Genomic DNA, 14,069 nt, shown 5'->3' on the forward strand with positions numbered 1-14,069 from the left:
CGGGCTTCGCCAGCGACTCCATCTGGAGGGAGTCGCTGGCGAAGCTATGTCTGAAAGGATCTTTCTAAAAAAATCCCCTCAAGACAGTTGCTCCCGCATGTGCCGTGTAACGCGACGAAATGCCAGCACCTGGCCATTGCCCCGGCACCGCCGTCAATGGGATGATTCGTATTTGCAATGTATTCTCATCAAGGCAATCCCGTGTCCCCCAAGCTCCTCCTCGCCGAAGACGATCCCCGCCTGCGCCAGGACCTGGAACACCACTTCCTGCGCCGTGGCTTCAGTGTTCAGGCCTGCGAGAACGGCACCCAGGCCTTGAATGCGATACACCAGACACACTTCGACCTGCTGCTGCTAGACATCATGCTCCCGGGTGTCGACGGCCTCAGCCTGCTCGACGAACTGCGCCGGCACCAGGCCGTGCCGGTGATGCTGATGTCGGCCCTGGGTGCCGAGCAGGACCGCATCAGCGGTTTCACCCGTGGCGCCGACGACTACCTGCCCAAACCCTTCAGCCTGGCCGAGCTCGATGCCCGGGTCGACGCCCTGCTGCGCCGGGTGGCGCTGGACCGGCGCCCGCCCGCTCCGCGCAATGCCTGCGCATTGGACTTCGACACGGCCAACCATGATGTCGCGCACCATGGCCAGAACGCCGGGCTGACCGGTTCCGAGTACCGCTTGCTCGCGACCTTGCAGGCCCACCCCGGCGAGGCGCTGAGCAAGGCCTTCCTCTACCAGAGCGTCCTGCACCGGGCCTACACCCGCCTCGACCGTGGCCTGGACGTGCATGTCTGCAACCTGCGCCGCAAGCTCGCCGCCATCGGTGCGGGGCACCTGGAAATCCAGGCCGTGCGCGGCCAGGGCTACATCCTGGTCGACACGGAAAGCGCCTGATGCGCCGGCATCCGCTGCTATGGAAACTGGCGCTGCTGCAGGTGTGCTTCTGCCTGCTGCTGACCTGGCTGATCTGGACCTGGGGGCTGTCGGTGGAGCGCAGCACCTACTTCCTCGCCCCCGCCGACCGGGTGTACCTGGCAGGCTTCGCCGAACAGGCCGAGCAGGCCTGGCGCACAGACGGCGCCGACGGCGTGGAGCGCCTGCGCCGCCGGCTGCAAGCCGAGGAGGACACCTGGGTCGCCATCATCGGCCCGCACCTGCAGAGCCTCGGTTCCACCCCGCTGAGCGCCGAGGAGGCCAGCCGCCTGACCTTCATGCGCAAGCTCGACTGGCCCATGAGCCGGCGCCTGCAGGACGAGTTGCCCTATGTGAGCATCGAGTTCCCCAGCCGCCCCCAGGACGGTCGCCTGGTCATTCAGCTCCCCGAGCACCTGCTGCCGACCGGGTTGACCCCCTGGACCCACGTGATCACCCACGGCGTGGCCCCTGCCCTGCTCGCCTTGTTGCTGGGCCTGGCGTTGTACCGCCACCTGGTCGTGCCCCTCAACCGCCTGCGCGACCGCGCCGACGCATTGCGCGCAGACGACCTGGACGGCCCCGGCCTGCCCCTGCAGGAGCGCCGCGACGAACTGGGCGAACTGGCCCAGGCCTTCGAGCACATGGCCGTGCGCCTGCGCAGGAGCCTCGACCAGCAACGCTTGCTGTTGCGCACGCTGTCCCACGAACTGCGCACGCCACTGGCGCGCCTGCGCATCGCCCATGACAGCGGCCTGCCCGCGGAGCAGTTGCGCCAGCGCCTGGACCGGGAAGTGGACGACATGCAGAAACTGCTGGAGGACACCCTCGACCTGGCGTGGCTGGACACCGAGCAGCCGCAACTGGCGACCGAGCCGGTGCTGGTGCTCTCGGTGTGGGAAGCGCTGGTGCAGGACAGCTGCTTCGAGAGCGGCTGGGCGATGGCGCGACTGCCCTGCTCGCTCGGCCTCGACTGCGTGGTGCAGGCCCACCTGGACAGCCTGGCCCAGGCCTTGGAAAACCTGCTGCGCAACGCCATCCGTCATTCGCCCGCCGGTGGCCAGGTCAGCCTGGAGGGCTGGCGCGAGGGCACGCACTGGCACCTGTGCCTGCGCGACCACGGGCCTGGGGTGCCGGAGGCGGAGCTCGAAGCGATCTTCCAGGCCTATCGCCGCCTGCCCGGCAGCGGCGCCGGTTTCGGCCTGGGCCTGGCCATCGCCCGGCGCGCCATCGAGCTGCAGGGCGGACGGCTCTGGGCGAGCAATGGCTACCCTGGGTTGTGCCTGCACCTGCTGCTGCCCGCGGCCGAAAGTGTTTAGAAAGTTAATGCGCTTTACTCTCAAATAAGAGCTATTACCATCTGTGATCTCTTGAAATCAGCCCGCCGCGCCGGAGATCACACATGTCGCCCCGCCCGCTTTGCCTATCACCCTTCCTGCTGCTGTCCAGCTGCCTGCTGAGCAGCGCCGTGCACGCCGCCAACCAGCCCGCACCGATCGAGTTGGAAAGCCAGAACGTGGTGGCCACCGCGCTGGAAGAGACCAAGCAGGCGCCCGGAGTGTCGATCATCACCGCCGAAGACATCAAGAAGCGCCCGCCGGCCAACGACCTGTCGCAGATCATCCGCACCATGCCGGGGGTCAACCTGACCGGCAACTCCACCAGCGGTCAACGCGGCAACAACCGTCAGATCGACATTCGTGGCATGGGGCCGGAGAACACCCTGATCCTGGTCGATGGCAAGCCGGTCAGCAGCCGCAGCTCAGTACGCTACGGCTGGCGTGGCGAACGCGACTCGCGCGGCGACACCAACTGGGTGCCGGCCGACCAGGTCGAGCGCATCGAAGTGATCCGCGGCCCGGCGGCGGCACGCTATGGTTCCGGGGCCATGGGTGGGGTGATCAATATCATCACCAAGCAACCGGCGGGCGAGACCCACGGCAACATGACCGTGTACCAGAACTTCCCGCAGCACGGTGACGAAGGCGCCACCAAGCGCGTGAGCTTCGGCCTCAACGGCCCACTGACCGACACCCTCAGCTATCGGGTGTACGGCAACGTGGCCAAGACCGACGCGGACGACTGGGACATCAACGCCGGCCACGAGTCCGCACGCTCCGGCACCCAGGCCGGCACCCTGCCCGCCGGCCGCGAAGGCGTGCGCAACAAGGACCTCAACGGCCTGCTGAGCTGGCGCCTGACCCCGGAGCAGACCCTGGAACTCGAAGCCGGCTTCAGCCGCCAAGGCAACCTGTACGCGGGCGATACGCAGAACACCAACTCCAATGCCAACGTCAAAAGCATGCTGGGCAAGGAAACCAACATTCTCTACCGCGAGAATTTCGCCATCACTCACCGTGGCGACTGGGACTTCGGCAGCAGCATGGCCTTCCTGCAATACGAGAAGACCCGCAACCAGCGCATCAACGAAGGCCTGGCCGGTGGCACCGAAGGTATCTTCAGCAACACCGACTTCTACACCTCGACCCTGCGCGACCTGACCGCCCACGGCGAGCTCAACCTGCCACTGCACGCCTGGCGCGACCAGACCCTGACCCTGGGCAGCGAGTGGAGCCAGCAGAAGCTCGACGACCCCAGCGCCAATACCCAGACCACCAGCGAAGGCGGCAGCGTGCCCGGCCTGACCAGCAGCGGCCGCAGTACCAGCAGCCAGGCGCAGATCTTCTCGCTGTTCGCCGAGGACAACATCGAACTGCTGCCCGGCACCATGCTCACTCCGGCGCTGCGCTTCGATCACCACAGCATCGTCGGCGACAACTGGAGCCCGTCGCTCAACCTGTCCCACGCGCTGAGCGACACCCTGACGCTGAAGGCCGGCATCGCCCGCGCCTACAAGGCGCCGAACCTGTACCAGCTCAACCCCGACTACCTGCTCTACAGCCGTGGCCAGGGCTGCTACGGGCAGAGCACCAGCTGCTACCTGCAGGGCAACGCGCACCTGGAGGCCGAGACCAGCGTCAACAAGGAACTGGGCATCGAGTTCCAGGACAACGGCTGGGTCGCCGGCCTGACGTACTTTCGCAACGACTACAAGAACAAGATCGACTCGGGCCTGAGCGGCATCGGCCAGGCAGCCGGTGGCACCGGCGCCAACGCCAACGCCACCCTCTACCAGTGGGAGAACATCCCCAAAGCGCTGGTCGAGGGCTTCGAGGGCACCCTGACCATCCCGCTGAGCGAACAGCTGAAGTGGAGCAACAACTTCACCTACATGCTGCAATCGAAGAACAAGACCACTGGCGAGACCCTGTCGGTGACCCCGGCCTACACCCTCAATTCGATGCTCGACTGGCAAGCCTCCGACGACCTGTCGCTGCAGCTGAGCGTGGCCTGGTATGGCAAGCAGACGCCGAAGAAGTACGACTACCAGGGCAAGCGGGTCACCGGCACCGCCAACGACCAGGTGGCACCCTACGCGCTGGTCGGCGCCAGCGGCACCTATGCGCTCACTAAAAACCTGAGCGTCACCGCCGGCATCGACAACCTGTTCGACAAGCGCCTGTACCGCGCCGGCAACGCCCAGGCGGTGAACGGGATCGAGGGCGCGGGCGCGGCCACCTACAACGAACCGGGCCGCACCCTCTATACCAGCCTGACCGCCTCCTTCTGAACCTGTGCCGCCGCGACGCCATCGACGCAGCGGCGGCCTGCCCTGGACGCTACAAGGAGTACGCCCGATGAAGATTCTTCCGCTCGTACTGGCACTGGCGATGACCGCGCCCGCCTATGCGCGCCCCCAACCTGAGCAGAAAATGGACCGCACCCTGCTGCAGCGCCAGGACCTGGCCTATCGCTTCAGCCACCTTGACCTGGACTCGGCGGACGGCCGGCGCCACTACCGCCTGTGGGTGGGAAAACCGCTGCACCCTGCACCTGCCAGCGGTTACCCGGTGCTGTGGATGCTCGATGGCAATGCCGCCATTGGTGCCCTCGAACCGCAACAACTGGAGCAGTTGGCGAGCGGGCAGGCCCCCCTGCTGGTTGCCATCGGTTATCAGACCGACCAACGCATCGAGCGCAGTGCCCGCACCTACGACTACACCCCCAAGGTGCCAGGCCGGGTTGACCAGCATGACCCACTGACCGGCCAGCCCAGCGGTGGTATCGACGGGTTTCTCGACTTGCTCGAGCGACGCATGCGCCCGATGGTCGCCACGGTCGCGCCCATCGATCCACAACGGCAAACCCTCTGGGGCCATTCCTATGGCGGGCTTGCTGTACTGCATACGCTGTTCACCCGCCCAGGGATGTTCAGCAGCTACGCGGCTGCCAGCCCATCGTTGTGGTGGAATGACGGTGCCATCGTCGCAGAGGCGCAAGGGCTGCACATGAGCGACAGTCGGCCGAACCTGCTGCTGATGCGAGGCACCGACGAGCCTGACGAGCCACACGGCTCACCGGGCGACGAGAGTGGCAAAGCGCTGCATGACCTCGCCGGCGCACTGGCGCAGGTGCCAGGGCTGCAGGTTCGCTACGAACGCTTCCCGGGGTTGGGGCACGGCCCGATGCTGGCAGCCTCGCTGCGTAGGGTGGTGGAAGGGATGTACAGGTAAGGGTCGCCCGCAGGCGCCGGCCAATCACCTGGCCAGCGCCTCACCCATCAGGCCTGGCGAGCAGGCTCGGGCGCTGGCCGGACCGGCGTCTCGATGAGGCTTCTCCACTGCTCGATGATGGTTTCCGGCACACCCAACGACTTGCGCAGCGCCTCGACCCGCTCCACCGGGTAATTCGCGAAACGCTCGTTCATGAAGTCGAGGTTGGGGTTCTTGCCACTCTTGTCACCATCGCAGACACGGTACAGCGTCACCTTGGTTTTCCAGGTGCACGGCAGCAGCACACTACGCTCGAGTTCATCGTCAAGCCACCCATAGCGATGACAGCTGGTACCCCCAGTATCACCCGGCGCGCACATGTTGCGCACATCATGGCTGATCTTCGCTTCACGGTCCTTGATGATCCGCGGCCACAGCTCGGCGGCGAACTCGGCGTACATCTTCGCGGCCCTGGCAACCGTGCCGGTCTTGGGCTGGCCATAACTGGACTGCAGCGGGCTGCGTAGCGTGCCATCGCGTCCCAGGCCGTTCGGATCGACAAAAGCCATCTCCTGGAACAACGCCAGTTGCACACCGGCGGCAATCAGGAACACGCCAAAACCGAGCTTGGCGTACTTCTCGTTCATCAGCGTGCCCAGCATCCCGCCCGGGCCGGAGAGGTAAGTGGTCTCGTACTTCTGCAACAGCGCGAACAGTTGTTTGCGATCCTCCAGCAGCGTGAAATCGAGTGATTCCTTGGCCGGCAGGTATTCGGTCTCCAGATGCTGCTGGATGCTCTTGATCGAGCCGTCGATGCTGTCGATCAGGCTCTGCTGCAATTCACCACCGACAATCCGTTTGAGCTCAACATAGACCTGGTCGAAGTAGCTCGGCACGCCTGGCGGAAAGGCCTGCTCGAACAGTGCCTTGCCAATTGCACCACCGACAGCGGAGGCCAGGGACGTGGCCAGCTTGCCACCCAGCTCACCGAATGCCGCTGCAACGACATCCGTCGAGCTCAGCTCCAGATCCGCTGCTGGCGAGCTCACCGGGCCAACTGCCTCGATGAACAGCAACTGGCCATCCTGCCCCACCACCACATCCTTGAACAGGTACACCAATTGCCCATAGTTGGTAGTGCGCAACAGTGCCACCGAACGGACACGACAGCCGTTGTATGGTTTGCCGAGAAACGCAAAGCTCTCCTCCAGCAAGGTTTCGCCTTCCAGCAATGGCGTTTGGCGCTCCACAGCCTGGCGGATGCAGGCAGTGCGCGCGGCATGCTGCCTGAGCACCGAATCGCGCAACGTCGGCAAGGTATCGGCCGAGGTGAGCGGGATAGCGGCCATCAGCCTGGTCATCTGCTGCAGACGCTCTTCATCCACGCCCTGCTCGCCATACTCTGCGAGGTAACGCAGCAGGTGTTGACGGGCATAGTCCGGTGGCGCCTCGGCCTGCACTTTGGCAATGCCGAAGAGGAAACTCACGTTGGTGACCTGATCGAGCTCTTTCGCTGCCTGCATGACGACTCCTGTGTCACTTCAATCAACCGGGTGGGTGCGGAAAATCGTGAACTGCTGGGGTTCGAGTGGCACGGTCGGGCCCTGAACGGCTGACCGGAAAACAAATAGATATCAAAGAGCCACCACCAATACCGGAATCCGTTTGAGTCGGCAATACGCCTGTGACACTCGGTCGAGCACCCGAATAGCTGGATTCAGGGCAGCCCATGCGGGTACCCAACCCCGTGGCACACGGTCGCTGCGACAGCGATGCAGTGCGCAGTTCCTGCGACGCGCTGCGTTGGACGATGCCGCGCAGGTGCCCATCCAGCTGGCCGCTGTCGCCCGCTTCAACCTTTCACGCACACTACCTGACGCAGGGTGTGCACCACTTCGACCAACTCCCGCTGGGCCTGCATCACCGCATCGATGTCCTTGTAGGCCATCGGGATCTCGTCGATCACATCCTTGTCCTTGCGGCACTCCACATGGGCGGTGGCGCGCTGCTGGTCCTCGACGGTGAAGCGGCTCTTGGCCTTCGTCCGGCTCATCACCCGGCCCGCGCCATGGCTGCACGAGCAGAACGATTCCTCGTTACCCAAGCCGCGAACGATGAAGCTCTTGGCGCCCATCGAGCCCGGGATGATGCCCAGCTGGCCCTTCTGCGCCGACACCGCGCCCTTGCGGGTCACCAATACCTCGCGGCCGAAATGCTGCTCTTTCTGCACGTAGTTGTGGTGGCAGTTGACTGCTTCGAGGCTGGCCTCGAACGGCCTTCCCAGCACCTTGCGGGTGGCGGCGACCACCGCCTGCATCATCAGTTCGCGGTTATGCCGGGCGAAGTCCTGCGCCCACTCCACCGCCTCGACATAGTCGGCGAAATGGCGGCTGCCTTCCTCGAAATACGCCAGGTCGCGGTCCGGCAGGTTGACCATGTGCTGGCGCATGTCGGCCTGGGCCAGTTCGATGAACAGGTTGCCGATGGCGTTGCCGACGCCACGCGAGCCGCTGTGCAGCATGAACCAGACGCGGTCGGCCTCGTCCAGGCAGACCTCGATGAAGTGGTTGCCGCCGCCCAGTGTCCCCAGGTGTTGGCGGTTGTTGGTCTTCTCCAGGCGCGGATGCTTGTCGGTGATTGCCTTGAAGCGCCCGGCCAGGCCGCTCCAGACCTGGTCGGCGTGGTTCGGCACGTTGTCCCAGGCACCCTGGTCGCGACGGCCGAAGGTCTTGCCATGGGGCACGGCCTTCTCGATGGCTGTACGCAGGCCATGCAAGTTGTCCGGCAGGTCACGGGCATGCAGCGAGGAGCGCGCGGCGATCATGCCGCAGCCGATGTCCACGCCCACCGCCGCCGGGATGATCGCGCCCACGGTGGGGATCACGCTGCCGATGGTCGAGCCCTTGCCCAGGTGCACATCCGGCATCACCGCCAGGTGCTTGAAGATGAACGGCATCTTCGCCGTGTTCATCAGTTGCTTGCGGGCGTCGTCCTCGACCGGCACACCGTCGGTCCACAGCTTGATCGGCTTGCCGCCCGCCACTTCGAGTATGTTCATTACCTTGTTCCTTGTTGCGTACGTCGTGTCGCAAAGGGTCAACCCGCCTTGAGACTGACCATGCCATTCAATACCTGATCCAGGCCACCGAACACCGAAATCCGGTCGATGCGCTCGGCCACCCGCTCCAGGGTTTCCAGCTCTTTGAGGCGCAGGGCCGTGGGGTTGCCTTCCATCACCTTGGCGGTGTTGAGCAGCGAGCGGGTCGCCTGGGTTTCCTCACGCCGGCGGATCACGTTGGCCTGGGCAGCCTTCTCTGCCTCCACTACCTGCGCCAGCAGGGTTTTCATCTCGCCCGGCAGGATGATGTCGCGCACCCCCAGGCTGCTCACCTCCAGGCCACTGTCTTGCAGGTGCGCCAGCAGGTGCTCGGTGACGCTACCGTCGATGGACTGCTTGTCTTCCAGCAGTTCGTCGAGGGTGCGGGTGCCCACTGCGGCACGCAAACCGAACTGCAGTTCGCGGTACAGGTGCTCCACCGGTTTGCTCATCTGCCCGTGGGCGCCGAGTACATCGGTGTAGCGCCAGTTGGCCACCAGGCTCAGGCGCAGGCTGACCTTGTCGCGGGTGAGGATCTCCTGGCCGTTGACCTCCAGCGCCTGCAAGCGAGTGTCGACCATCTCCACCGCTACCTGGCTGCCGCAGCGCCAGTAGCCATGGCGGCCCGGCTCGAGCAACCCGGCTACCATGCCGTCGATCTTCAGCACACCGACATGGAACGCCGGCACCAGCGCCAGCAGCACCAGGTCCGTGCCGGCCACGCCGGGGCGGTTCAGGCGGACCACCAGTTCATCGTCCAGGCGCCGGCCCTGATTCAGGTCGATGCGCTGCAAGCCATGCTCGACCTGGCCTTTCCAGTACAGGCGGCGACTGTCCGGTGCCAGCAACTCGACCAGGCGGCCGTTCTCGAAACGCAGGCCGGCCTCGTGCTGCGCCAGGTCCATGGCTTCGAAATGCTGCTCGACCAGAGCTGGTTCATGCCCACGCAGGTACTGCGCCAGCGGGTGGTCGAACAGCGGGGATTGGAGACTGAAGGTGGTCACCGTCAGCCGGTCTTGCCAGTCGAAACGCTGGTACTGGCCAGGCTCGAGAATCGAGACGAAGTCGCCTTCGCTCATCAGCAGGCCACGTTCGTTCTTCTTCACCACAAAGCGTTTCAACAGTTTCATCATGCTCATCCTTTTATCAATGTCCTTGGTTGCGGGTGGTCGCCGACTCACCGAGCGCCGTGGGCGAAGCCTGGCGGAGTCCGGGGCCGGGAGTGTTGCTCCGGCGGCCTCCATCGTTGCGCCAGGCCCGGCCCACGGGCCGGGTGAGCCAGCGGTGGCCCAGGCGTCCTTCGCAAAAGCGGACCATCCTGGCCCTGGTTGCGTTGCCTGTGCCCCACCTGCGGGTGTTGCGGTTGTAGCTACCGTGGAGGGTAGTGCCGGGACTTGGCCCGGCGAGCGCCTCGCAAGCCTGTTTACAGGCTTGCGCCGCAGTGACCGGTCGTTGCGGCGGCGGCATGCACGACACCGACACCTGAGGGTGGGTACGTGCACCGGCGGGGGTTGATATCCCCTGACCCGAGGGCCTGCCTGGCGATGCGGTCGAAAGGGGTATAGCGAGCGGCGTGCCAGTTTTTTATCCGACACTCAAAATATTTATTAACTAACTGATTTATAACGATTTAATTTCAATTTACGATTTCAACGGCACACTGCAATGGTCATGACGATTCCAATTTTCATATACCATTAGATACCTATTTATCTTGCTGGATAATCACGGATGACCAAGCCTCTCGTCGCCATCGGCTTTCTCGGCACCACCCTCGATCGCAACGGCAAGGGCGCCGCACGCTGGAACCGGTGGAGGCCGACCATCAGCCTGTGCCAGCAACCCGACCTGCCTCTTGACCGCCTGGAACTGATCCACGACCCCGGCGCACGCGACCTCGGCCTGGCCGAGCGAATCCGCGCCGACATCCAGCAGGTCTCGCCCGGCACCGAGGTGCGCCTGCATCCTCTGGCGCTGCGCAACCCGTGGGATTTCGAGGAGGTCTACGGCGCCCTGCACGACTTCGCCAGCGGCTACAGCTTCGACACCGAGCACGAGGACTACCTGGTGCATATCACCACCGGCACCCACGTCGCGCAGATCTGCTGGTTTCTGCTCACCGAGGCGCGCTACCTGCCGGCGCGCCTGGTGCAGACCTCGCCCTCGCGCAAGCACGACGAAAACAGCGACCCGGCCGGCATCGCCACGCTGATCGACCTCGACCTGTCGCGCTACGACCCGATCGCCTCGCGCTTTCGCCGGGAACAGGTCGAGGGGCAGTCGCTGCTCAAGTCCGGCATCGCCACGCGCAACCCCGGGTTCAACCGCACCATCGAGCAGATCGAACGGGTCGCCCTGCGCTCGAAGGCGCCGATGCTGCTGGTCGGCCCGACCGGCGCCGGCAAGTCGTTCCTGGCCCGCCGCGTCCATGAGCTCAAGCGCGGTCGTCACCAGTTGGGCGGTCGCTTCATCGAGGTGAACTGCGCCACCCTGCGCGGCGACGGCGCCATGTCGACCCTGTTCGGCCATGCCAAAGGCGCCTTCACCGGCGCGCAGAACGCCCGCGACGGCCTGCTGCGCGCCGCCGACGGCGGCATGCTATTCCTCGACGAAATCGGTGAGCTGGGCGCCGACGAACAGGCCATGCTGCTCAAGGCCATCGAAGAAAAGCGCTTCTTCCCGCTGGGCGCCGACCGTGAGGTGGAAAGCGACTTCCAACTGATCGCCGGCACCCACCGCGACCTGCGCGCCAAGGTCGCCGACGGCTCGTTCCGCGAAGACCTGTTCGCCCGCATCAACCTGTGGACCTTCGCCCTGCCGGGCCTGGCCCAGCGGCGCGAGGACATCGAGCCGAACCTGGATTTCGAGTTGCAGCGCCACGCCCGTGAGCAAGGCCGCCAGGTGCGCTTCAACCTCGAAGCCAAGCGCCGCTACCTGGCCTTCGCCCACGCCAGCGAAGCACGCTGGGCCGGTAACTTCCGCGAGCTGTCGGCATCGATCACGCGCATGGCGACCCTGGCCGACAGCGGGCGCATCGACGAGGCACTGGTCGAGGAAGAGATCGCTCGGCTGCGCTATGCCTGGGGCCTGGAATCGGCAACCGAGCCGCTGCTGGCCGGCCGCGAACTGGACCTGTTCGACCAGGTACAACTGCAGGCGGTGATCGATGTGTGCCGCCGCGCCCAGAGCCTGTCCGAGGCCGGGCGCCAGCTGTTCGCGGTATCACGCCAGGAGAAGGCCAACCCTAACGACGCCGACCGCCTGCGCAAGTACCTGACGCGGTTCGGGCTGGATTGGCAGCAACTAAAGTCGTAGGGCTTGCCATCAGACTGGCTCGGTACGGTATGCTTGCCCAGTCTTCAGGGCGGGGTGAAAGTCCCCACCGGCGGTAAATCGAAAGATGAGCCCGCGAGCGCCCCGGCCATGCCGGGGGTCAGCAGATCTGGTGAGATTCCAGGGCCGACGGTCATAGTCCGGATGAAAGAAGGCGTTTGGCAGGGGCCGTCCAGGCGCCCTTGCGCGCGCATTTTGTTCGCCCCGAGACGTTCATCGATCATTCACGAGGAGCGTTTCATGTCCACCCCGCTTAACAAGCAATTCCCCAACGTCAGCGCCGCCATCGCCGCCTTCCAGGCCGGGCGCCCCGTGCTGCTGCTCGACGACGACGACCGCGAGGACGAAGCCGACATCGTCGCTGCCGCCGAGAACCTTTCGCTGCAGACCATGGCCATGATGATCCGCGATTGCAGCGGTATCGTCTGCCTGTGCCTGGACGAAGCCACCGTCGACGCCCTGCAGCTGGCGCCGATGGTGCAGAACAACCAGGCCCGCCATGGCACCGGCTTCACCGTCACCATCGAAGCGGCCGAAGGGGTCAGCACCGGCGTGTCGGCCCAGGACCGCATCACCACCATCGAAGCCGCGCTGCGCTCCACCGCGCAACAGCGCCACATCGTCAGCCCCGGCCATGTATTCCCGCTGCGCGCCCGTGACGGCGGCGTGCTGGCCCGTCGTGGCCACACCGAAGGCTCGGTGGACCTGGCCCGCCTGGCCGGCCTGCGCCCGGCGGCGGTGCTGTGCGAACTGATGAACCCCGATGGCAGCATGGCCCGGGGCGAGCAGGTGGCGGTGTATGCGCGGCAGTACAACCTGCCGGTGCTGACCATCGAGGAGCTGGCGCGCTATCGCGAGGCGATGGTTGAGCTGGAGGCCGAGCCGGCCTGATCCAAAGGCATCGCGGGGCAAGCCCGCTCCCACGCCAAGTACCAAGGTGCTTCGTGGGGGCGGGCTGGCCCCGCGATGAGGCCAGGCCTCAACGCAACCCCAACGGCCCCTTCAGATACTCATACAACCCCGCCGCACTCTTGCGATAGCCATCGGCTGTCAGATGGACAAGATCAGGCCGCGCCAGCCCCTGCGCCTGCCAGCCGGCGATCGAGCACGGCCCGCCCATGAACCCCTGCCAATCCCAGAACAGCGCCTTGTGCTTGCGCGCCATCTGCTTCTGGATACGGATCACCGAGGCCAGCGGTTGCGGCTGGCGCGCCGCGCAACTGCGCGCCTTGCGCTGCTTGATCGAGTCCGGCGGGCCGACCAGCAGTATCGCCGCCTGCGGCAGGTCTTTGCGCACGCCCGTAAGGGTCGCCTCCAACTGCGCCTGGTACAGCGCCAGGTCGAGCTTGTCGTCGAACGCCTCATTGGTGCCGTAGGCCAGGATCACCAGGTCCGGCCGCACGGCCTTGAGGCTGTCGCGCCAACCCGCCTGCCACTTGTCCACCACCTCCAGGCGCGCGCCGTTGATGCCCAGCGTCGAATAGATCACCCCGGCATTCTTCTGCCCCTGCAGGTACCAGCCACCCAAGGCGACGCCACGGCCACCCTCCACCGTCAGTTGCACCGGCAGGCCGACATTGGCGAACGCCGGGCTGAAGCGCCACTGGCCGTTGCTGGCCGGCAACACCCGGCGCTGGCCGCCATTGACCAGCAGGCTGGCACTCCCGCTGGACTGGTACAACGCCGAGACCTTGTAGCGCTGACGGTCTTCGTCACGCGCCTGCAGCATCACGCTGGAACGGTTGGCCTGCGGCAGCGAAAGGTAGCCGCCCAGCGGAAACTGATGGCTCTGCTGGTTGCGCGCCGACACCAGCTCCCACTGGCGCTTCTCGCTCTTGATGATCACTCGGTCGTTACGGATCCCCGGCACCGGCGAGGCCGGCACCAGGCCAATGCCACCGTCGCCGTAGCGTGCCTGCAGCAGGCGGCGCAGCTCGCCGCTGAACAGGTCGGCGGCGGTGTGCGAATCACCCAGCTGGACGATGGCAACCGGGGCACGCCCGGCATTGCGCAGCTTGCCGGCGAGCAGGGCGACGTTGCCGTCCTGGCGGCTGGCGGGCGCGGCGGTGGGCCGCGCCGCGGGCTGGGCGCTCACGCTGTTGGCGCCGGTGCTGCAACCCGGCGCGGCGCTGATCAGCAGGGCCAGGCCCAGCAGGTGATGCCATTGGCGCATC

10 protein-coding genes and 1 riboswitch are annotated in these 14,069 nt (G+C 65.6%); of the genes, 6 read left to right on the plus strand and 4 right to left on the minus strand.

Annotated features, from left to right (window positions below; all coding sequences use genetic code 11):
* Positions 1-201: 201 nt before the first annotated feature.
* From DFS21_RS23835 to DFS21_RS23850, 4 genes are all read left to right on the plus strand, one after another.
* A complete protein-coding gene (locus tag DFS21_RS23835; RefSeq protein ID WP_110704170.1) occupies positions 202-894 on the plus strand; it encodes a response regulator transcription factor in 693 nt (230 codons plus the stop codon).
* Positions 894-2,231: a sensor histidine kinase gene (locus DFS21_RS23840; RefSeq protein WP_110704172.1), complete on the plus strand. Its 1,338-nt coding sequence runs from the start codon at positions 894-896 to the stop codon at positions 2,229-2,231. The genes DFS21_RS23835 and DFS21_RS23840 overlap by 1 nt, the downstream gene beginning before the upstream one ends.
* Before the next feature lie 83 nt (positions 2,232-2,314).
* Complete coding sequence (locus DFS21_RS23845; RefSeq protein ID WP_110704173.1) at positions 2,315-4,543, plus strand: TonB-dependent siderophore receptor; 2,229 nt, start codon at positions 2,315-2,317, stop codon at positions 4,541-4,543.
* Positions 4,544-4,610: 67 nt separating this feature from the next.
* Positions 4,611-5,486 (plus strand): alpha/beta hydrolase, encoded by an 876-nt coding sequence (locus DFS21_RS23850; protein ID WP_111533270.1) that lies wholly within the window; start codon positions 4,611-4,613, stop codon positions 5,484-5,486.
* Between the two features lie 47 nt (positions 5,487-5,533).
* Here the strand turns inward: DFS21_RS23850 and DFS21_RS27080 are convergent, their stop codons facing one another.
* The 3 genes from DFS21_RS27080 to DFS21_RS23865 form a co-directional block, all read right to left on the minus strand.
* Positions 5,534-6,988: a hypothetical protein gene (locus tag DFS21_RS27080; protein ID WP_256591578.1), complete on the minus strand. Its 1,455-nt coding sequence runs from the start codon at positions 6,986-6,988 to the stop codon at positions 5,534-5,536.
* A 329-nt stretch (positions 6,989-7,317) separates the two neighbouring features.
* Positions 7,318-8,523: an RtcB family protein gene (locus tag DFS21_RS23860; protein WP_111533271.1), complete on the minus strand. Its 1,206-nt coding sequence runs from the start codon at positions 8,521-8,523 to the stop codon at positions 7,318-7,320.
* 38 nt (positions 8,524-8,561) lie between these two features.
* On the minus strand, positions 8,562-9,692 hold the full coding sequence (locus DFS21_RS23865; RefSeq protein ID WP_111533272.1) for a slipin family protein: 1,131 nt from the start codon (positions 9,690-9,692) through the stop codon (positions 8,562-8,564).
* Positions 9,693-10,293: 601 nt separating this feature from the next.
* On the opposite strand from DFS21_RS23865, the gene rtcR reads away from it, so the two are divergent.
* Positions 10,294-11,877, plus strand: a complete 1,584-nt coding sequence (rtcR, locus tag DFS21_RS23870; protein WP_111533273.1) for an RNA repair transcriptional activator RtcR — start codon at positions 10,294-10,296, stop codon at positions 11,875-11,877.
* Positions 11,878-11,913: 36 nt separating this feature from the next.
* A riboswitch (FMN riboswitch) is annotated at positions 11,914-12,055 on the plus strand.
* Between the two features lie 80 nt (positions 12,056-12,135).
* Positions 12,136-12,786, plus strand: coding sequence for a 3,4-dihydroxy-2-butanone-4-phosphate synthase (gene ribB / locus DFS21_RS23875; protein WP_111533274.1), 651 nt, complete (start codon positions 12,136-12,138; stop codon positions 12,784-12,786).
* An 88-nt stretch (positions 12,787-12,874) separates the two neighbouring features.
* Here ribB and DFS21_RS23880 read toward each other — a convergent pair whose 3' ends face one another.
* Complete coding sequence (locus tag DFS21_RS23880) at positions 12,875-14,068, minus strand: SGNH/GDSL hydrolase family protein (RefSeq protein WP_110704187.1); 1,194 nt, start codon at positions 14,066-14,068, stop codon at positions 12,875-12,877.
* Position 14,069 lies beyond the last annotated feature (1 nt).

Source organism: Pseudomonas sp. 2848 (assembly GCF_003253945.1).
In the GTDB taxonomy this organism is placed as follows: Bacteria; Pseudomonadota; Gammaproteobacteria; order Pseudomonadales; family Pseudomonadaceae; genus Aquipseudomonas.